Here is a 19,960-nt window from a genome sequence, read left to right on the forward strand (position 1 = left end):
GGGTCTCTGTTTAAGATTATTTTATCCGTACTACGGCTTTGTCGTCCAACTTGTATTCTTGACCGCTTTCGGGACATACGGCCCCCCGGTGGTCGGCATCAAATTCCAAGCGATGCCCGTATTCGCTCACCCAACCGATCTGCCTCCCCGGGTTTCCCACGATAAGTGCATAATCGGGCACTTCCTTGGTGACGACGGCCCCGGCGCCTATAAGACAAAACCTTCCTAAGGCATTACCACAGACAATGGTAGCGTTGGCGCCGACCGAAGCTCCTTCCTTTACGAGTGTCTCCTGATAACTATCGCGACGGATAATGGCACTTCTAGGATTGATGATATTCGTAAAGACCATGGAAGGCCCTAGAAAAACATCATCCTCACAGATAACGCCCGTGTATATCGATACATTGTTTTGAACTTTAACATTGTTACCTAGCACTACCTGGGGCGAGACTACGACGTTCTGCCCAATATTACACCTTTCCCCTATTTTGCAATCAGACATAATGTGGGAAAAGTGCCATATTTTAGTACCTGTCCCTATAATGCAGCCTTTATCAACAACTGCAGTTTCGTGGGCAAAAAATGTATCGGTAGACATATTGGAAAGTTAATTCTATTATTCTTTTAAGACACTATATTTCGGCTTTCTAGCAAAAGTACGATAATTATTGTCCTTCACAATAATTGTAGTATTTTTCAATCCATTTTCTCCCAGGATGTTGAGGGCAAAACCATACCAACTCATGGCTTGTCCATCCGTAAAATGGTGAATGCCATATTTCTGATTTTCAGTAACAATGAGTTCCAATACATACTTCGCTAAATTTATGGCATCAGTGGGGCAACCCACCTGCTCGTCCGTAATGCGCAATTCTTCTCCTTTGTGTGCTTTTTCCAATATGGTCCTATAAAAATTCTTGCCATATTTTTTATGGTACAGCCATGAGGTGCGGATAATGAAATAATTAATTGAAATCCCTTGAATGTATTTTTCGCCTTCCCATTTTGATTTCCCGTATCGGTTGATGGGATTGGGTAGGTCTTTAACGGTATAAGGGGAACCCTTTCCCCCGTCAAAGACATAATCCGTAGTGATATGGATTAGTGTTACTCCGTATTTTTTGCATGTCAATGCCAAGTTCTTTACGGCCTCTGCATTCACTTTAAAGGCTTTTCCCGGGCTTTTCTCGGCCTGATCCACATTGGTGTAGGCTGCACAGTTGATGCAATAGTCAAAACCATCCGTTTGGAAAATCTGGACAAGTGCTTTGTAATCGGTTATGTCCAAAGCATCCGAATCCAGAAAAACGAATTCCGTTTTAGGGTAAACATGAGCCAAATCCTGAAGACTTCGTCCCAATTGTCCCGATGCCCCGGTAACCAAAATCCGTTTTACATTTTGCGATTTTTCCATAACGGCAATCTTAAATCTTTTTCGGAAAGTATCATATTCGTTTCCGGAAATTCCCAATCAATTTTCAATTCCGGGTCATTATACACTATTCCTGCTTCCGATAGGGGGTGGTAATAGGCATCACATTTATAATAAAAAACAACTTCTTCCGAAAGGGCCAAAAACCCATGGGCCATACCTTTTGGTATAAAAATTGATTTCTTGTTTTCAGATGAAAGTTCTATTTTAAAATGCTGTCCAAAAGTGTTGCTATCCCTACGCAGGTCTACCACTATATCCAAAACCTTACCTTTTATAACTTGAACCAATTTGGCCTGGGCATATTTTTCCGTTTGAAAATGTAAACCGCGCAAAACGCCTTTTTTGGAAACTGAAATGTTGTCTTGGACAAAATCTATGGACGCTCCAAGGGTTTCCTCCAATTGTGCCTTGTTATAGGACTCAAAAAATAGTCCACGCCCATCTTCATATACCTTAAGCTCCAAAATAAAACAGCCCTTTAGCTTTGATTCCGTTATTTTCAATGTTCTTATTGTTATCTAGTTGTGTTATTATCAGATTGAGGAACAATATGGTTCTTTAATTGTATTTTATTTAATCGAGGTTTAATTATTCCAATTGCTTTTATTTCCTCACTACAAAACTGATTAGCATTATTCCCCAATCAGACCCATCAGATATTTGCCATACCCACTTTTTAACAATGGGATGGCTAGATCGTGCAACTGTTCCTTGGAAATATATCCCATCGTATAGGCAACTTCCTCTATAGCCCCTATCTTCAAACCTTGACGCTCTTCAATAACTTCTACAAATTGTGAAGCCTGCATTAAGGAGGCAAAAGTACCCGTATCCAACCAGGCGGTTCCACGATCCAAAATTCTGACCTGTAATTTGCCTCTTTCCAAATAAGCTTTATTGATATCGGTTATCTCCAATTCCCCTCTTTTACTGGGCTTTATGTTCTTAGCAATGGCCACCACTTCATTATCGTAGAAATAGATGCCAGGCACTGCGTAATTAGATTTGGGTTTAGTCGGTTTTTCCTCAATGCTTATGGCCATTCCTTTTTCATTGAATTCCACTACACCGTAACGTTCCGGATCTTGTACGTGATAGCCATATATAATTCCACCATCCGGATTATTATTGGCTTGTAATAAATCTGCCAGACCAGACCCATAAAAAATATTATCCCCCAGTATCAAAGCGACCTTGTCGGTCCCAATAAACTTCGCACCAATCAGAAACGCTTCGGCCAATCCGTTTGGTTTTTCCTGACTTGCATAAGTAAATTGGCAACCTAATTGAGAACCATCCCCCAAGAGTTTATCAAATAGGTTCCTGTCCTGCGGAGTGGTAATAATCAATATTTCACGGATACCGGCCGACATTAAGGTGGCTAGTGGATAATAAATCATGGGCTTGTCATGGATGGGCATCAGTTGTTTGCTCATCGCTATTGTGATGGGGTATAATCGCGTTCCGGAACCACCTGCTAATATTATTCCTTTCATGCTCCTGTATTTCTTCTAGTCCAAAAAACGATTTAATAATACATTTTCTTGTAATACTCTTGATAACTTCCTGACGTAACATTGTTCAACCATTCCTCATTCCCTAGGTACCAGTCAATGGTTCTTTCAAGACCTTCTTCAAATGTAACAGAAGGGTTCCACCCTAATTCCCTATTTATTTTATTGGCATCAATTGCATAACGCAAATCATGCCCTGGTCGATCTTTAACATATGAAATAAGTTTCTCGGAAGAACCTATGGGTCTACTCAGCTTTTTATCCATCAACTTACACAAAAGGGTAACCAAATCTATATTTTGCCACTCGTTAAAACCCCCAATATTATAGGTTTCATGATTTTTCCCTTCGCGAAAAACCAAATCAATGGCCCCTGCATGATCTTCAACAAATAACCAATCCCTTGTATACCTACCATCACCATACACCGGTAAAGGTTTGTTCTCTATGATATTATGGATAAATAACGGAATTAACTTTTCCGGAAACTGATTGGGACCATAATTATTGGAGCAATTGGTAATAACATAGGGTAAGCCGTAAGTTTCTCCATAAGCCCTCACAAAATGATCGGAACTTGCCTTAGAAGCTGAATAAGGAGAATTTGGATCATAGGCCGTTGTTTCCAAAAAGAGGCCTTCTTTACCTAAAGACCCATACACCTCATCCGTACTCACATGATAAAATCGCTTATTGCTAAAATCTTCTTTCCATGCTTCCTTGGCAGCGTTCAACAAATTTACAGTGCCAATAATATTGGTCCTTACAAAAGCCAGGGGATCGGTTATTGATCGATCCACATGGGATTCTGCCGCTAAATGAATAACTCCATTAAACTTATACTTCTTAAAGGTTTCCTCGATAAAATCAGCATCTACAATATCCCCTTTAATGAATTTATAATTTTCATGGTTTTCAATATCCCTTAAATTCTCGAGATTACCTGCATAAGTTAAGGCATCAAGATTATAGATTTTATAATCCTTATACGTATTCACAAATTTGCGAACCACATGGGAACCTATAAATCCTGCACCTCCTGTAATCAATAATTTCATTGCCCATATTTTATCTATAATTCAAGTTTTTTGTGATTTGGAACATGCGTAATGTTATTCTTGAACATTACTTGCTTTCTTATTAAGGAATTTCAGAAAAGACCCCAAAAAGAACAATCCAACAAGTATTAAAGGTATCAATATAATATTCTTTCCAAAAAATGCTTTAATTACTTCTTGTGGCTTCCCGAAATTTATGATTTTGATGGGATCCGTACGTTCTGCGAGTTCTAGATTTTTTGATTCAATATCTTTAATCAAACTATTTTTAAGATCAAACAACCCTGTAATATTCACTGTTTCTTGATTGTCCAAAACAATTCTATCATTACCGACCATTCCATCATTTTCTGCCATTTTTTTAGCATAGTTGGTAATTATCTGATCCACTTGCTGTAGTAGTTGCTTATTTTCCTCAATCCGGGTGGTTGCATTTTCCCTATATACCGTTATTAAACCATCAAAATACTCATTGGTATTGATATATTCCATTACTCCTTTAGCCAAATTTTCGCCTACTTTGATATCTTTATAATAAAAGGTGATGCGATGGTTAAACGAGCTTTTATTCTGTAATTCAGCCCTAACAATATCTGAGATTGACCCCGTATTTTCAAAACTTTGAAGCAATTCCAAATATTTCATTTCACTTTCGCTGCTCACCCGATTTTCATCTACTGGGGCAATTGCTATCTCTAATCCCTCGAAATTGGTTATTTGAACTCCAATCTCCGAGAAAAATGTCGTATTCCTTGTTTCAATATTCGCCTGAATTTCATTGACTACATCATACAAATAGTTCTTGCTCTCCATAAGAGGCTTCACAATAACCTCTGTCTTTAATTTTTTGGAAACAATCTGATTTAAACCGAAGCCTATTGCCGCCCCTAAAACAATCAGTCCAACAAGAATCAGGGCATTCTTTTTTAAGTATAGGAATACTCTTAAAAAAAACCTGAAAATACTGTTAAACCCTTTTCCTATAAGTTGAAACAACTGCCCCAAATCTATTTCGTCCGAAGCGTTGGTGTTGTTGGGCGTATTACTTTCTGCCATTGTATCTTATGAATTAAATATTTGTTCTAAAATTCGGTCTGTAATCAAATAAGTAGGTTTTACCCCTGTGGTCCCCAATCCGCCTGAAGCTAATGTCCCTCCTGTTTCCAAAGGGTTATCCGAGGCATAATAGGCATACCGTACTTTTACATCCTCTCGAATACTCTTCCGTATTTTCGATGCCGATTGGATGGCTTTCTGATAATGTACCCCTTCCATTTCCAAACCTATGACATTCCAGGTGGACTTATGGAAAAACTTCAAAATATCCCTATTCTGCAATGAAGTACCCAAAACCGTAACCATTGCTCCTTCAAAAACCTCTAAACCATATCCTTGGAAATCCTTCGCACATAATTCATTCTTAAAAGGGTAATTATCCGAAGTGCCTTCAAATATATGTGCAGAAGGTATCATTAAATCACCTTTGCCCCCTTCCAAAATTCCAGCCTTGCCCATGATTGAAATCGAAGCAACATCCAAGAAAATATCCCCTTTTTGTTTGCTCTTATAAGGTTTCAACAACTCATCTATGGTTTCATAGGCTTGCTCCCCAAAGGCATAATCCATCACAAATATAACAGGTTTTTCTTCTTGTGGAAGTCCTTTTGGTAAATCGTAGCAACAGGCATCCTCCCCAATTTTTGCCAAATCGAAAATTTGAACATCAATATTGGTCCCCGTATGATCATCTATGGTGATCATCCCATTTTTTCTTGCAATATCACTCACTTTCTTTTGCAACAAATGATTCTCAGGTGAACTCAACGCTTTATAGATTTCCAATGAGCCGTCTTTCGGATATTCCTTGGCCAATGCCTTTTTGGCAAACAAGGAGTTCATTACGCTATGCATGTTCGCACTTATGATATGGATGGGCCGTGATAACAAGTCGTTTTTTGCCATGACCTCTTTGATCGTATTCGCCCAACGTTCCCCATGTATATGGTGCCCCAATCTTTCGCGTAACATCGAGGTAAAGGTAATCGCTCTTTTATTCCCCGTCACTTCTTCCTCTATAGCCAATTTACCCATCCAGTAAATGATATGAAGAAACTTTTCCGGTTCGGCCTTGGTGGCGAATTTTTTGTGGTATTCCAACACTTCCTCAAAGGGCCGGTTCAATATATTTGAGGTGTGGATCAATGCCACTTCACGTTCGGCCAATGAAAGTTTTTTCTTTTTAACCGCAGCTTCCAGTTTACCCCAATCACGAATGGTTTCATCCGTATCCTCTATAAGTACATGTTTACAGATTTTATGGGACTCAATAAACAAAAATGTAAGATGCGTAAGAATATCATAAATATCGGAACGCCCCCTGGTAATCTCGATATTCATCTGCTCGTCATCGATGCGATAACAATTTCTTCTTCTCTTTGGTGGAATTATCGGTGCAAAATGGGCCTTTCCGTACCCTTCATCCGAGGTAAGGTTTATAAACCTACATTGCTCAATGCCTTCTGGCAAACGCTCCAAAACATATACAAGTCCGTCAAGTTCTGCTTTCTCCTCGCCTATGGAACCATAAATCTCCGGGCGTAACTGCAATAAGGCATTCCTTAAGGTTTCCCCTGAAACCCCCATTGGTTTATAAAATCCGCGGTTGAACAGATGGCGCATCGTAATATACAAACGCTCAATGGCATTGGTGGATTCTTGCGCCCTAGTAGTTACTCTAGTATTTTTCATACAAAAATTTCAAGCAAAATTACAATTTAAATCTATCAATAATAAGTGGTGTATTAAAGTTCATGGTTGTGGCTACCCTTCTACCGCGAAGTGTGATAGCGCATCGGCCACTTTACGGTCATTGGCCAAACGTTGTACCTTGTTCTGTCCACCCAACTTTCCGACCGATTTCATATACTCCTGGAAACCACCATTCTTTATCGAACAAACCTTAAGGGTCTGTAAAATCTTACCATCGATCAAATCAAAATAATAGCTGTTTTGGGCCTGTAGGGAAGTATCCAGTATTTGAATGAATTTTTCCATATCCGAAGGTCGTTTTTCAAACTCGATGAACCATTCGTGATAGGGCAATTCGTTTTCGTTGGGGGTTATTTGTGGGGCCACCGTAAACTCATTGATACGTGCATCCGTCGCATGAACCGCCTTTAACATCGCTTCTTCCACTTCCTTGGCGATAACATGTTCCCCAAAGGCCGAAATAAAGTGTTTTATACGCCCCGAGACCATGATTTTATAGGGGTTCAATGAAATAAACTGAATGGTATCCCCAAGATTATAGGCCCACAATCCCGCATTGGTAGAGATAATCATCACATAATTAATCCCGACCTCTACATCCTTTAGGGTAAGTCGTTGCCTATCTTCATTAAAAAACTCATCGGCCTTTACGAACTCGTAAAATATCCCGGAATTCAAAAGCAACAACATCCCCTTTTCGGTCTGGGAATCCTGATAGGCGAAAAAACCTTCACTAGCGGGGAAAAGCTCTAAACTATCGACTTTTCTCCCGATCAGGTTTTCGAACTTGGCGCGGTAGGGTTCGTAATTCACTCCCCCATAAATGAACAATTGGAAGTTCTTGAACAGTTCACCGACCTTTTTTTGGCCTTTGGTATTCAATTTCTCAAAATACATTTGCACCCAAGAGGGTATCCCTGCAATGACAGTCATATTCTCTCTAATGGTCTCGTCTACAATGGCATCGACCTTGGTTTCCCAATCTTCTATACAATTGGTTTCCCAGCTGGGCAATCTATTTTTCTGAAGATAGCTTGGCACATAATGTGCGGAAATACCGGAAAGCCTCCCTAATTTAATACCGTTCTTTTCGTCTAATTCGGGGCTGCCTTGAAGAAAGATCATTTTTCCATCCACAAAATCCGCCTGCCCGGTTTCATCGATATAATTCAATATCGCATTCCTCGAGGCTTCCACTTGTTGTTTAATGGACACTTTTGTAATCGGAATATATTTTGCCCCAGAGGTCGTCCCGGAGGTTTTGGCAAAATAGATAGGTTTCCCTGGCCAAAGTACATCGGCATCCCCTGCCACTACTTTTTCCACATAACCTTTAAGCTCTTCGTAATCACGGATCGGCACATTTTTTACGAAATCGGCATGATCCTGTATTTTTTCGAAATTATGTTCTTTTCCAAAAAGCGTGTTACGGGCAGTATGTACCAGCTCTTGAAATACCGCATCTTGGGTTTCCAAAGGATTGTTTACCCATTTGGCTGTTTTTTTAGCGACTTGTTTTGCAAATATTTTGGCCGCGATGGACTTTAATGACATATTATTTAAAATCTATAAAATCAAGTGGATTTACTGGATTTCCATTATCCCATAATTCAAAATGCAAATGGGGCCCTGTGGTAAATTCCCCCGTATTGCCAACGGAAGCGATAACCTCCCCTGCCCGAACGATATCACCCTGCACCTTGCTCAATGAACCATTGTGTTTATAAACACTAAGAAGTCCGTCTTTATGTTCCAAAATAATGACATATCCGGTTTCCGCAGTCCATTCCGAAAAAATGACGATTCCACTGGCCACGGCTTTTATAGGGCTATCCTTAGGAGCGACGATATCAACCGCGAAATGCTTCTTCTCCCTGTCAAAAGAATCTGAAATTGATCCACTTAAAGGAGGAAACAGCACCAAACTGGATTTATCGCTATTTGTTTCGAATAAGTTATACTTGTCTTCCAAGGCTACCTCAGCCCGTAGTAGGGAATCTTCCTTAATCGGATGAAGATCAACACTGGAAGGATCTAATTTAAATTGTTCGAACAAAGAATCCCTATTGATCTCATTGTTTTCTATATCACCTCTAAGTACCTTTCTGATATTATCTAAATACTTATTGGTATAATTTAAGACGTTGACCAAAGAGTCCGTTTTATAGGTAAGTTCTGTAGCCTGTCTCTTTAATTTCGTGGATGAATATCCTGGAATGTATTCCCGAAGTGGCGTGAAGGCAATCAATAATATCGTAAAGCCAATTAAACCTATAATAAAAAGGGAACCCGAAACAAATACGTTTAACCGACTTAACTTAAAACTTATTTTTTCCTCAAATGTACTTTCATTAAGAATCACCAAGCGATACTTATGCAGTAGCTTTCTTTTGATAGCCTTTCTCTTTTTTACTTTTTTAGCCATTGTTCACAAAGATAAACTTAGAATTTAATTTTATGACCATCTTTAAAATTTATAATTGAACAAGATAGGGCAAAAACTCCCTCTAAATACGTTAATTTATCATTGTTGGTTTATACGCTTAACATTTCACTTTGAAAGTTTTAGGTGGGGTACCTTAGATATTTACCGGTTATTCGTGATCGAATATCAAATTTAACCAAGATTATCCCTGCCATATTTTTCCAACTTAATTATTCCCTAACAAAAAGTCAATCGCCGCGAACTGCCAATAATACTATGGTATAACACTCGTTTACGACAGATTTAATACTAATTGGTATAATATAGGTTTGATTACCATTCACCACCTTAAAATGCCTCATTGGCAAAGTTTTTATTTTATTAATCTTTATAAAGCACGTATTTAGGAATAAAAAAATGCCCCTTACGTTAATTTTAACAGCAAACTAATAAGTTTTTAGTACATTTGTTTTCCATAAAATCATATATTATGACAGCTTTACATATATTTTTGGCAATCGGCCCATGGCAAATAGCAATTGTTGTTTTTGCCGTTCTTCTTTTATTTGGCGGGAAAAAAATTCCAGAACTTATGCGAGGACTGGGAAGTGGTATAAAGGAATTTAAGGATGCTTCCAAGGAAGATGACAAGATTGAGGAAAACACCGAAAAGTAAACTTTTCGACATTATAATTTAAAACACCCTTGTATGGGTGTTTTTTTTGCTCCAAACCCAGCAAAATACTTAAGGGTATTTTCTAACTCCATGGCAAAACAATAGTTCCTTGGCTACCTCCTGATTAGAACCGAATTACCCCACCAACTGCCATTATACACCATTTTAAATGCCTAAATATTAGATGGCTATCGACGAAAAGCATCAATACACGACAAAAATCCCTCCTTTCACAACAAAAAATATTAGGTAAGGCCAAGAACGCCTAGTTTCGGTCACTAATCCATCATTGGATTCGATTACAACCAGACTAATCAAGACGAACTATAGTTTTTGCCCACATGAAATTCAATATAAACATCCTAGTTATTCCCTTCTTGCTGCTTTTTTGTTCTAATGTCGGGGCACAGACCGCTCCTTCAACAAAAACGATTCAAGAATACGGTGATCTAGCATCTTCAATTAGCACAGTAGAAAGCACCACGTCAAACAATTCCACGCTTTTTGAGGAAGCTGCGGAAAAAAATGATATTCCCCATCGGAAACTAACCCATTTAAACATAAAGGACGGGTACTATATTATTGCCGGTGTTTATTCAAAAAACAGAAATGCCAAAAAGGTGGTAAAAAAGAATAAGAACAAGGGATATGATTCAGGGTATATCCACAATCCCGAGAATAACCTCAATTATGTTTATCTAGCCCATTATACCGATTGGAAACCCGCAATTGACGCCTGTACGTCAAACTTGGAGGGACATTACAACAAATCCATATGGATCCTAAATAGTGCCTCGTCAACCCCTATCGAAAGCAATGCGCCAATTCCTATGGAGGATGTAACCTATGCCTTATTGGAAAGTCAAAAACCCGCTGATAATGAGTCTCACTCAGACCCCATAAACAAGAGTAAGTTAATTCAAAAGGCAGATAGTTATTTTGATAAAATGTGGTATGCAGAAGCGGCTGAATTATACGAACAGGCTTTAAGCAAGGGAGAAAAATACTATTCTTTTGAAATTATCCAAAAAGCAGGAGATGCCCACTATTTTAATACAGATATGGAAAAAGCCTATCACTGGTACAACATTTTGTATGAAAAATATGGTAAAGAAATGTCCGCTGATAATATCTTCAAGTATGCACACTCGTTAAAAGGGACAGGGAAATATGCCCGTTCTAAACGACTAATGAGGTTATATAATCGTAAGATGAAGGACCCCAATGCGACCATGGCCGATGCGACAAGCCAAAAGGCCTTACCCAACGAAGTCATCTTAGATGAATTAAGGAATACAAAACAGGAATTCGATATTCAGAATTTGGCCATAAACTCCAAATATTCAGAATTCGGTCCCATGTTCCACAACGAGGGACAATTGGTTTATTCCTCTGCGAACGATACTTCCATTTTTACAACTAGAAAGTACAAATGGAACAATCAGCCCTATTTAGACCTATATGTGGCTAAATTGAATGAAGAATCACAGGAGCTCAAGGATGCCCTGAAATTTTCAAAAGCGGTCAACACAAAGTATCATGAAGCGACCGTTACTTTCTCCCCTGATAATGAAACCATGTACTTTACCCGTAATAATTATGGTAAGAAACTGAAAAGGGACAATAAAGGTGTAAACCACTTAAAAATATATAGATCGAAGAAAATCGATGGGGAATGGACAACAGCTACCGAGGTGCCCTTCAATAGCGATAATTATTCCACAGGTCACCCTGCTTTAAGTCCTGATGGCAAAAAACTATATTTTGTGTCGGATATGCCTGGAAGTATAGGCCAAACCGATATTTTCGTGGTCGATGTACTCAAAGGAGGCCAGTTTTCAGAGCCCAGAAATCTAGGGCCTGGCATAAATACTGAAAGAAAGGAAATGTTTCCTTTCATCAGCAACGAAAAATTATATTTCTCCTCGGATGGCCATGTCAGTCTTGGCGGATTGGATATTTTTGAGGCAGCTATTGATGACGAGGGTGGTTTCATGGAAGCAAAGAATTTAGGTCAACCGATCAATAGTAAAAAGGATGATTTTTCCTATATCATTAATGAAGAGAACCAAAAAGGATTCTTTGCCTCCAACAGAATGGGCGGTAAAGGGGATGATGACCTATATTCCTTTAAAAGATTGAAAATCGAGGAAGTTCCTGAAAATCTGAATGCAATAGCAGGGGTAATCACCGAACTGGTAACAGGGGATGTAATGCCAAAAACATTGGTGACCTTGCTCGATGAGAATAACATTAAACTAAAAGAAATGGTCGCGAATGAGGATGGCAGTTTCTTGTTTGAAGATCTTGAAGGAAATACCAAGTACACTATAAAAGTAACAGCCAATGATTACTTCGAAGAAACAGTTGCGGTTTCCACCGAGGAAAACCAAATGGTCAATACTGAAGTTGCCATGCGCCGATTAAAGGAAATGATCGCTGTCGAAGATGGTATTCGTAAGTTGAAAACCGAAATGATTTATTTTGATTTCGACAAGTCCTATATAAAATCCGAATCGGCCAAAGAACTTGATAAATTGGTACAGGTGATGACCGAATATCCTAAAATGGTAATTAAAATCGAATCACATACCGACTCCAGAGGTAAGCGGGCCTATAACAAGTATCTGTCCGATAAACGTGCCAAATCAACAAGGGACTATATCATATCCAAAGGAATAGATGCCAGTAGGATACAAAGTGCCATTGGATATGGAGAAGAAAAATTGATCAATGAATGCGACGGTACGGTGAGGTGTACTGAAGCCTCCCATTTACTTAACCGTAGATCCGAATTCATTATTGTAGCTATGTAGACCTACCCCCAATCAGAAATTTTCCAAACCGTGAATCCTTACCAGTTCACGGTTTTTTTATACCCTACCACGACATACACAACAATCTAAGTGCCATTTACAACAAAACCAGCCCTAAATGATACTTAATAAACTGATTATCTGTTGTATATAGAACCAAACACTTTTGTTTAACCTAAAACCAACCCACATGAAAAACGTATTATTAATTAAAGAGATTTATTTGGAAGCCTTTCGGAATTTAGGACATGCCCTACTCAAATCTTATTTCAAGGCCTTTTCCTGGTTCTGTATCGCCAGTTACATTGTAATGCTATACGCATTCATATTTAGGGTGTCTACAGGCTTCGCTTTCGATTAAATTGGCATATCCAACCAACCAACCATGGAAATGCGCTCATAAGGGCGCATTTTTTTTATTTACGTAAATAAGCCTAAAATTATACAGAGGTCATTTAACGTTAATATTTACCGTTCATGGGAAGAACATAATTTGGTTTTATTCCTCATCTAATAAAAGGGTATTTCAGCCCTTTTTTTTTATTCCTTAGTCCTAAATAGGGACTTTAGCGCCATTCACTAATAAAAACCAATGGGCGTATGAACAAATTATTACTTTTGAAGGAGATTTATTTTGAGGCATTTAGAAACTGGAGTAGTCTGTTTTTTAAAAAATATTTTAAGGTTTTTTCCTGGTTCTGTTTTGCTTTAATCGTACTTGCAATTTATGCATTTGTATTTAGGGTATCCACAGGATTTAGTTTTAGCAATTTATAAGGAACCGATATCAAACAAAAAAGCCCTGAAACTTAACGTTTCAGGGCTTTTTGATTTTAACCGTTAGGTTATTCCTTGAATCGCAATGTTTTCATGATGGCTTCGAGCTCGAACATGGAATCGCGTTTCTCCGTAGATGGAGCAAAAGTGAAACCTTCTACCACCATTTTCCGATTGTGCTCTTTATCGTTTACGATATAGGTTATGAACGGTCCGGCCATAGGATAGTTTTTAATATCCCATAGACCCCGTACCTCCGCAGCCTTGTTTCCTGCAATTTCAGAAGGAAATACCGAAGGGGAGAATGCCGGTTCAGTGCGCATATGGGTCCTTTTACCAGGAACATCAGGTCCGGGAATATAAAGGCTGCCAATAGAATCACGCATACGGACAATATCCTTCACAAAAGTGGAATCGACAGAAAAACTATTCCAAGGCATCGTATAGGCTATTATGTTCATCGTGCCTTTTTGAATCTGCCTTTCGTACCATACAAAATTATCCTCAGACTTTACTACCTTGTAGACCGAAGGTATATTCAGGTTTACACCAAACTTATCCTGTAAGTCCTTTTCCTTATTCAAAGACTTTAAAAAGCGCTGTTGTGCCTCTTTTAGTTCGAGTTCTTTGAATGTACGAATGAATTCCGGGGCTTTCTCCTCTATATTCTCTATAATCTCATCATCGGTTGTTCCCTTGATAACCGCTACTTTCTGGGGTTGGGAATACATATTGCTTTTGACGTGCGCGAGGTTCAAGGTGTCTTTTTGCACATAGAGCACGTTTCTACTATTTCGTACGGAGCCTGAAAATACTTCGGGTGGAATCTGTGTAATGGAAAATATAGGTTCATCCATTGTCAAACCCAAGGACGATGCGGCAAAATACTCCCTTACCTTGTCACCGACCTTTGACTTCCATGTCTGATTGTCAATTACAACTATCAATGAGTTATACGCTCCAATAGAGCTAGGTAAGTAATTTTTAGTACCGCTCTCTTTGCAGGAAATAATCATTACAAAAAAAAGGGCGAACAATAACTTAAAGTGTTTCATGGGATTTTTTGTTTACGATGAACAATTGCACAATTTCAATTTCGTGCCAGGTTTTAGATTGTTACCACTAATACCGTTCCATTCTCGTAAATTTTCGATACTAATTCCTGGATATTTTTGTGAAATGGTCCATAATGAATCACCACTTTTCACCGTATGTATTTTCGATGCCGGTACCTTTGACGTGCTGGCAACTGTTTTAGCGCCTTTAGAAGCGCTTTTCGAAGCAATTACAGGATTCCGTGTGAATATGGTCAAACGTTGGCCAATCCTAAGGTTATTGCTCCTTAAACCGTTCCACCGCTTGATCTGGCTAACACCAACACCATAACGCGCTGCTATTTTCCCCAAATAATCCCCACTACGTACCTTATACCGTATACGGTCATCAGCCTTTACCAACTGTGGCAAGGGGGATTCCTGGCTTTTAAGCTGCTCTTTCACATGGGCATAAATGGCCTCTTCATTCGCCACGAATTTACCCATATCCGCCCTTGGTAACCTAAGGGTATATTCCTTTCCTTCCACATAAGGAATGATATTCAGTTTATAGGAGGGGTTCAATACTTTCAATTCCTCCACGCCAATACCTACCAATTCCGAGATTTGGTCAAAAGAAATCAAACTTTTAACATGTACGGTATCCGTCTCAAAATAGTTCCGATCCACTTTTTTGGCCTTTAAACCATGTTCATCAGCATATTCCAACAAATACATCGTGGCCAAAAAAGCAGGGACATAACCCGCGGTTTCACGTGGAAGGTTTCTACGGATGTTCCAATAGTTCTTATATCCCCCAGACCTTCGAATGGCCTTGTTTACATTACCGGGTCCTGAATTATAGGCTGCCAATGCCAAATCCCAATCTTCGAAAATACCATAGAGTTTGGATAAGTATTTACAAGCTGCCTCAGTGGATTTAATAGGGTCGCTGCGTTCATCGACATAGCTGTTTACATCCAGTTTGTACATTTTACCTGTACCGTACATGAACTGCCATAGCCCTGTTGCTCCTACACGGGATCTTGCTCTTGGATTCAATGCCGATTCCACAATGGCCAAATATTTCATTTCCAATGGAATGTCATATTTATCCAACTGTTCCTCGAACATGGGAAAATAAAATTGGCTCGCCGTCAACATCCGTTCTATAAATCCTCGCTTACGAACCAGGAATGATTTGATCACATTCTCCAAAGATGGATTGTAGGCAACATTGAAAGGTGTTTTTTGGTTCAACCTTTCCAATCGCAATTTAAGGGTATCTGTATTAAGGGTATTTTCAACAACCGTGGTCGTATCCAATTCGGATACCATTTCGTACATTTCATCAAAAAGCGCGGCACTTTCGTACAACTCCTTCATCCAAAGGCTATCGTACTTGGCTGCAATGTCAAGATCCTTTAAATCATAGGACTTCTTGTCTCCTATCGTAACAACCGGTAAGCTATTATCGTGAATCGCATTGGATGTTTTGAGGGGTTCCATTTGTTCTACCCCTTCCATATCCTTGGCAAGTGAATCCAAGGGAATATCCTTGGCCTCAACGATTTTAGCTTGTTCTTCCGAAGTGTGGTTCGCTTCTTGGGAGAATACCGAAATATTCATAAAAACAACCAAAAACAGGTTCAACCACAAAAATTTATATGAATACATAGGACATTCTTTAGTTATAGGGAACTAACGAAAATCGCATTTTTTTCTGAAAGAATAAAATTTAAAACCTTAAAGTATCGAATCCTACCAGAGTCCCGTTTATCGATAACGCCTTTAATCCTCTAATATTGCAGCGATTCCGGGCAATGTTTTTCCCTCAAGGCTTTCTAACATGGCCCCTCCTCCGGTTGAAACATAACTCACTTTATCCTGGAAACCAAATTGCTTGACCGCAGCCACGGAATCACCTCCCCCTACAAGGGAAAATGCCCCATTTTGGGTCGCTTCATCGATAAAGTTACCGACACTGATGGTACCCTTCGCGAATTTCTCCATCTCAAAGACGCCCACAGGACCATTCCATAAGATCGTTTTACTCTTCAAAATTACCTCCTTGAAGATTTCAAGTGTCTTTGGACCGGCATCCAACCCTTGCCAACCATCAGGGATCTTATCTACATCCACTACCTGTGTATCGGCATCATTGCTGAAGTCGTTCGCAGCCAATACATCAACAGGAATATGAACTTGTACCCCTTTAGCCTTGGCTTGTTCCAAGATGCTCAATGCCAAATCCATTTTGTCATCCTCACAAATTGAATCCCCAATCGTACCACCTTGTGCCTTAACAAAAGTATAGGTCATACCACCACCTATGATAAGGTGATCTACCTTGTCAAGGATGTTCTCTATAATGGTTATTTTAGAGGATACCTTAGCACCACCAAGAATGGCCAATACAGGTTTCTCCCCGGTGCGCATCACCTTCTCGATAGATATTATTTCTTTGGCCAACAAATACCCGAAGCATTTTAGACCTGGAAAGAATTGGGCAACTATCGTTGTAGATGCATGTGCCCTATGTGCTGTTCCGAAAGCATCGTTGACATAAATATCACCTAGTTTTGACAACTGTTTTGCAAACTCCACATCTCCCGATGTTTCCTCACTATGAAAACGAAGGTTTTCCAAAAGAAGGACTTCCCCCCCTTTTAATTCGGCAACTGCCTCTTCGGCTTTCGAACCAACGCAATCATCAACGAATTTTACTTGTACCCCGATAATCTCGGAAACCTTTCCACAGATATGTTTTAGGGACATGGCGTCGTTAGGTTGACCTTTGGGTCTGCCCAAATGACTCATTAATACCGCACTACCACCATCTTCCAATATCTTGATTATTGTTGGTTTTGCGGCTTCAATCCTATTCGTATCGGTTACATTGAATTCCGCATCCAATGGGACGTTGAAATCAACTCGTATCAATGCTTTTTTCTGGTCAAAATTAAAATCGTCAATCGTCTTCATGGTAGTATGCTTTAGTAGTGTGCTTAAAATGAAATGCAAATGTAAAGATTTATAAGGTTCTTAAAAAAATAGGGCACCATAATTTCATGTGTTTCGATGCATTTAATTACTTGGACAAAAGATCTATCTTTGAACCATGCTGTTCAAAGAAATTTTAGGCCTGACCCATATTAAGAACCATTTGGCCTCAAGTGCCAATGCGGGTCGTATTCCGCATGCCCAATTGTTTATAGGACCAGAAGGATCTGGCACCTTGCCAATGGCCATAGCTTATGCCCAATATATTATTTGCGGTAACCAAAATGGGGAGAACAATGGGCAAAATCAAGTATGTAACACCAAGTGTGATTCCTTTTCCCACCCTGACATGCATTTTGCCTTTCCCGTGGCGAATTCTGACAAGGTAAAAAGCCATGCCGTTAGTAACCACTACATGGAGGAATGGCGAAAATTCATCAAGGAACAACCTTATGGGAATCTTTTCGATTGGTACCGATTGATCGGTATTGAAAAAAAACAGGGGCAAATCGGTGTCGATGAGGCTTTTGACATTGTCAAAAAACTTTCCTTAAAATCGTATGAGGGAGGTTATAAGGTGATGTTGATCTGGATGGCCGAAAAAATGAATACCGCGACGGCGAATAAACTTTTAAAACTTATTGAGGAGCCTCCAGACAAAACGGTTTTCCTTTTGATCGCCCAAAATGAGGAACAGATCATACAGACCATTAAATCGCGATGCCAGATTTTGAATTTTCCGCCTTTGAGCGAAGAAGCCATTGCCAAAGGACTGGAAGCCAAGGGTTTATTACGGGAGGAAGCGTTACTCCTAGCGAATGAGGCCAATGGAAATTTTAACAAGGCCTTGGATTTAATGAATAGGGATTCCGAGGATTTGGTCTTTGAAAAATGGTTTGTACAATGGGTACGAAGTGCTTTTAAAGCCCGGGGCAACAAAGCTGTTATCCACGAACTGATCCTTTGGGCCGAGGAAGTTGCAAAGACCGGCAGGGAAACCCAAAAGAAATTCCTACATTATTGTATAACGGTGATGCGTCAGGCCATGCTCATAAATTTCAATGTTAAGGAATTGGCTTTTATGCGTATGCATATAGATGGATTTAAATTGGAAAAATTCGCTCCTTTTGTACATGAGAATAATATTTTGCCATTGGTTGCTGAGTTGGAAGAAGCCATCTACCATATTGAACGTAACGGGAACTCGAAAATAATACTAACGGATCTTTCGATTAAATTGACCCGGTTGTTACATATCAAAGCATCACCTTATCTGGACCAGAACCCATCTTGAACAATTTGTAAATGAAACTACTACTGCACAACATCACGGAAATACTTCTCTTATTGTTTTTGGTAATAACCTTTATTCAAAGTGGACTTGACAAGCTAACGGATTGGTCCGGCAACCTATCGTGGTTAAAGGGCCATTTTGAAAAAACCCCTTTAAAGAATGTTGTGCCTTTGCTGTTAGGTATTATATTGGTATTGGAAGTTGTCGTGGGCATCCTATGTTTTATGGGCATCTATCAGTTCGCTACCATCGGAGAAAGTGAATTTGCTTTCTACGGAGCGATCCTATCCTGTATCGTATTACTGATGTTACTTTTCGGACAACGTGTGGCCAAGGATTATGACGGTGCAAGAACGATTGTCATCTACTTTATGCCTACCATATTCCTGGTTTACTTACTTCAGTCCTAAAACAAAAAAACCCCGACTACACAGTCAGGGTTCCTAGAAATAAATATCAAACAATTTATTTTTTATACTTGTCGTTAAGGATCTTTGTGATTTCCTCAGTAAGATCATTGGCATCCTTTCCGTACAATACACTACCGCCGTCACCGCCGCCAAGAATATAGGAATATGAATTGGCTTCACCATAAGCCCTGATCTCTTCTTTGACCTTGGTTACCAAACTGTCCATATCGGTTTGACCTGCCATTTGTAGTTGTTGTTCTTCTTGTTGAAGTTGTTGCCCAATGAACTGCCCTTTTTGTTGAAAAACACCATACTCCTCTTGGGCTTTTTGCTGTGACATTTTTTGTGCCTTTACTTGAAATGCTTGTGCCTCCAATTGAAATGCTTGGGTAATACTATCTTTCTTTTTACCGAAAGCTTCCAATTTGTTTTTGTATTTGGCCTCAATATCGGTTTTCTCCTGGTAGTCTTCCATCAACTTGACATTATCGACAAATCCAATTTTCTCTTGTTGGCAAGATACCATTATCAATACCACAGCTGCCATTACTAATTTTTTCATTTTGTATAATTTAAATTCCCGCTTAAAAAAGGTTGGTTTTTTGAATTGGGCAAAAATAGGAAAGCTTTTTAGAACTTTTACTTTAATTATATAATTTGTGAATTTATCGCACCCCATGTATTTAGCCTTCAAAAATGTGCACCATCCTTCAATTTTTATTGTATAAGTTATATCTATGGATTTA

19 protein-coding genes are annotated in these 19,960 nt (G+C 39.2%); 6 read left to right on the top strand and 13 right to left on the bottom strand.

Translation table 11 applies throughout. The annotated features are described in order from the left end of the window. Positions 1 to 16: 16 nt before the first annotated feature. The 9 genes from LX92_RS01035 to LX92_RS01075 form a co-directional block, all read right to left on the bottom strand. Entirely contained in the window at positions 17 to 601 is a 585-nt protein-coding gene (locus LX92_RS01035; protein ID WP_109648421.1) for an acyltransferase, read from the bottom strand. A gap of 18 nt (positions 602 to 619) precedes the next feature. Further along, complete coding sequence (gene rfbD / locus LX92_RS01040; RefSeq protein ID WP_109648422.1) at positions 620 to 1,417, bottom strand: dTDP-4-dehydrorhamnose reductase; 798 nt, start codon at positions 1,415 to 1,417, stop codon at positions 620 to 622. Next, the gene (rfbC, locus tag LX92_RS01045) at positions 1,396 to 1,941 is read right to left on the bottom strand and encodes a dTDP-4-dehydrorhamnose 3,5-epimerase (RefSeq protein WP_109648423.1); all 546 of its coding nucleotides are present in this window, start codon (positions 1,939 to 1,941) and stop codon (positions 1,396 to 1,398) included. Before rfbC ends, rfbD begins: the two co-directional genes overlap by 22 nt. Before the next feature lie 129 nt (positions 1,942 to 2,070). Further along, positions 2,071 to 2,934 (bottom strand): glucose-1-phosphate thymidylyltransferase RfbA, encoded by an 864-nt coding sequence (gene rfbA, locus LX92_RS01050; RefSeq protein ID WP_109648424.1) that lies wholly within the window; start codon positions 2,932 to 2,934, stop codon positions 2,071 to 2,073. 32 nt (positions 2,935 to 2,966) lie between these two features. Further along, the gene (gene rfbB / locus LX92_RS01055) at positions 2,967 to 4,010 is read right to left on the bottom strand and encodes a dTDP-glucose 4,6-dehydratase (protein WP_109648425.1); all 1,044 of its coding nucleotides are present in this window, start codon (positions 4,008 to 4,010) and stop codon (positions 2,967 to 2,969) included. Between the two features lie 54 nt (positions 4,011 to 4,064). Next, positions 4,065 to 5,066, bottom strand: coding sequence for a hypothetical protein (locus tag LX92_RS01060; RefSeq protein WP_109648426.1), 1,002 nt, complete (start codon positions 5,064 to 5,066; stop codon positions 4,065 to 4,067). A gap of 6 nt (positions 5,067 to 5,072) precedes the next feature. Further along, positions 5,073 to 6,758, bottom strand: coding sequence for a DUF6909 family protein (locus LX92_RS01065; protein WP_109648427.1), 1,686 nt, complete (start codon positions 6,756 to 6,758; stop codon positions 5,073 to 5,075). A 72-nt stretch (positions 6,759 to 6,830) separates the two neighbouring features. Further along, the gene (locus tag LX92_RS01070) at positions 6,831 to 8,333 is read right to left on the bottom strand and encodes a GH3 family domain-containing protein (protein WP_109648428.1); all 1,503 of its coding nucleotides are present in this window, start codon (positions 8,331 to 8,333) and stop codon (positions 6,831 to 6,833) included. Between the two features lies 1 nt (position 8,334). Beyond that, complete coding sequence (locus LX92_RS01075) at positions 8,335 to 9,204, bottom strand: M23 family metallopeptidase (RefSeq protein WP_109648429.1); 870 nt, start codon at positions 9,202 to 9,204, stop codon at positions 8,335 to 8,337. A 490-nt stretch (positions 9,205 to 9,694) separates the two neighbouring features. On the opposite strand from LX92_RS01075, the gene LX92_RS01080 reads away from it, so the two are divergent. The 4 genes from LX92_RS01080 (at position 9,695) to LX92_RS22960 (ending at position 13,473) form a co-directional block, all read left to right on the top strand. Further along, on the top strand, positions 9,695 to 9,880 hold the full coding sequence (locus LX92_RS01080) for a Sec-independent protein translocase subunit TatA/TatB (protein WP_109648430.1): 186 nt from the start codon (positions 9,695 to 9,697) through the stop codon (positions 9,878 to 9,880). A gap of 341 nt (positions 9,881 to 10,221) precedes the next feature. Beyond that, the gene (locus LX92_RS01085) at positions 10,222 to 12,696 is read left to right on the top strand and encodes an OmpA family protein (protein WP_109648431.1); all 2,475 of its coding nucleotides are present in this window, start codon (positions 10,222 to 10,224) and stop codon (positions 12,694 to 12,696) included. 190 nt (positions 12,697 to 12,886) lie between these two features. Continuing rightward, the gene (locus LX92_RS22365; protein WP_170117773.1) at positions 12,887 to 13,057 is read left to right on the top strand and encodes a DUF6747 family protein; all 171 of its coding nucleotides are present in this window, start codon (positions 12,887 to 12,889) and stop codon (positions 13,055 to 13,057) included. Between the two features lie 239 nt (positions 13,058 to 13,296). Further along, positions 13,297 to 13,473, top strand: coding sequence for a DUF6747 family protein (locus LX92_RS22960; protein ID WP_188245151.1), 177 nt, complete (start codon positions 13,297 to 13,299; stop codon positions 13,471 to 13,473). Positions 13,474 to 13,541: 68 nt separating this feature from the next. Here the strand turns inward: LX92_RS22960 and LX92_RS01090 are convergent, their stop codons facing one another. The 3 genes from LX92_RS01090 to LX92_RS01100 form a co-directional block, all read right to left on the bottom strand. Further along, complete coding sequence (locus tag LX92_RS01090; protein ID WP_109648432.1) at positions 13,542 to 14,528, bottom strand: DUF4837 family protein; 987 nt, start codon at positions 14,526 to 14,528, stop codon at positions 13,542 to 13,544. 12 nt (positions 14,529 to 14,540) lie between these two features. Continuing rightward, on the bottom strand, positions 14,541 to 16,184 hold the full coding sequence (locus LX92_RS01095) for a LysM peptidoglycan-binding domain-containing protein (protein ID WP_109648433.1): 1,644 nt from the start codon (positions 16,182 to 16,184) through the stop codon (positions 14,541 to 14,543). Positions 16,185 to 16,298: 114 nt separating this feature from the next. Next, positions 16,299 to 17,492 (bottom strand): phosphoglycerate kinase, encoded by a 1,194-nt coding sequence (locus LX92_RS01100; RefSeq protein WP_109648434.1) that lies wholly within the window; start codon positions 17,490 to 17,492, stop codon positions 16,299 to 16,301. 136 nt (positions 17,493 to 17,628) lie between these two features. Here LX92_RS01100 and LX92_RS01105 point away from each other — a divergent pair, with 136 nt between their 5' ends. Both LX92_RS01105 and LX92_RS01110 read left to right on the top strand, forming a co-directional pair. Beyond that, positions 17,629 to 18,804: a DNA polymerase III subunit gene (locus LX92_RS01105; RefSeq protein WP_109648435.1), complete on the top strand. Its 1,176-nt coding sequence runs from the start codon at positions 17,629 to 17,631 to the stop codon at positions 18,802 to 18,804. A gap of 11 nt (positions 18,805 to 18,815) precedes the next feature. Beyond that, on the top strand, positions 18,816 to 19,214 hold the full coding sequence (locus LX92_RS01110; RefSeq protein ID WP_190263527.1) for a DoxX family membrane protein: 399 nt from the start codon (positions 18,816 to 18,818) through the stop codon (positions 19,212 to 19,214). Between the two features lie 55 nt (positions 19,215 to 19,269). On the opposite strand, the gene LX92_RS01115 is transcribed toward LX92_RS01110, so the two are convergent. Beyond that, positions 19,270 to 19,776 (bottom strand): OmpH family outer membrane protein, encoded by a 507-nt coding sequence (locus LX92_RS01115; protein ID WP_109649025.1) that lies wholly within the window; start codon positions 19,774 to 19,776, stop codon positions 19,270 to 19,272. Positions 19,777 to 19,960 lie beyond the last annotated feature (184 nt).

The sequence above is a fragment of the Maribacter polysiphoniae genome, assembly GCF_003148665.1.
In the GTDB taxonomy this organism is placed as follows: domain Bacteria; phylum Bacteroidota; class Bacteroidia; order Flavobacteriales; family Flavobacteriaceae; genus Maribacter_A; species Maribacter_A polysiphoniae.

Bases quoted from the DNA above. Each gene is read 5' to 3' on its own strand.
- LX92_RS01035 (WP_109648421.1), bottom strand. From the start codon at position 601: ATGTCTACCGATACATTTTTTGCCCACGAAACTGCAGTTGTTGATAAA.
- rfbD (WP_109648422.1), bottom strand. From the start codon at position 1,417: ATGGAAAAATCGCAAAATGTAAAACGGATTTTGGTTACCGGGGCATCG.
- rfbA (WP_109648424.1), bottom strand. From the start codon at position 2,934: ATGAAAGGAATAATATTAGCAGGTGGTTCCGGAACGCGATTATACCCC.
- rfbB (WP_109648425.1), bottom strand. From the start codon at position 4,010: ATGAAATTATTGATTACAGGAGGTGCAGGATTTATAGGTTCCCATGTG.
- LX92_RS01060 (WP_109648426.1), bottom strand. From the start codon at position 5,066: ATGGCAGAAAGTAATACGCCCAACAACACCAACGCTTCGGACGAAATA.
- LX92_RS01065 (WP_109648427.1), bottom strand. From the start codon at position 6,758: ATGAAAAATACTAGAGTAACTACTAGGGCGCAAGAATCCACCAATGCC.
- LX92_RS01070 (WP_109648428.1), bottom strand. From the start codon at position 8,333: ATGTCATTAAAGTCCATCGCGGCCAAAATATTTGCAAAACAAGTCGCT.
- LX92_RS01075 (WP_109648429.1), bottom strand. From the start codon at position 9,204: ATGGCTAAAAAAGTAAAAAAGAGAAAGGCTATCAAAAGAAAGCTACTG.
- LX92_RS01080 (WP_109648430.1), top strand. From the start codon at position 9,695: ATGACAGCTTTACATATATTTTTGGCAATCGGCCCATGGCAAATAGCA.
- LX92_RS01085 (WP_109648431.1), top strand. From the start codon at position 10,222: ATGAAATTCAATATAAACATCCTAGTTATTCCCTTCTTGCTGCTTTTT.
- LX92_RS22365 (WP_170117773.1), top strand. From the start codon at position 12,887: ATGAAAAACGTATTATTAATTAAAGAGATTTATTTGGAAGCCTTTCGG.
- LX92_RS22960 (WP_188245151.1), top strand. From the start codon at position 13,297: ATGAACAAATTATTACTTTTGAAGGAGATTTATTTTGAGGCATTTAGA.
- LX92_RS01090 (WP_109648432.1), bottom strand. From the start codon at position 14,528: ATGAAACACTTTAAGTTATTGTTCGCCCTTTTTTTTGTAATGATTATT.
- LX92_RS01095 (WP_109648433.1), bottom strand. From the start codon at position 16,184: ATGTATTCATATAAATTTTTGTGGTTGAACCTGTTTTTGGTTGTTTTT.
- LX92_RS01100 (WP_109648434.1), bottom strand. From the start codon at position 17,492: ATGAAGACGATTGACGATTTTAATTTTGACCAGAAAAAAGCATTGATA.
- LX92_RS01105 (WP_109648435.1), top strand. From the start codon at position 17,629: ATGCTGTTCAAAGAAATTTTAGGCCTGACCCATATTAAGAACCATTTG.
- LX92_RS01110 (WP_190263527.1), top strand. From the start codon at position 18,816: ATGAAACTACTACTGCACAACATCACGGAAATACTTCTCTTATTGTTT.
- LX92_RS01115 (WP_109649025.1), bottom strand. From the start codon at position 19,776: ATGAAAAAATTAGTAATGGCAGCTGTGGTATTGATAATGGTATCTTGC.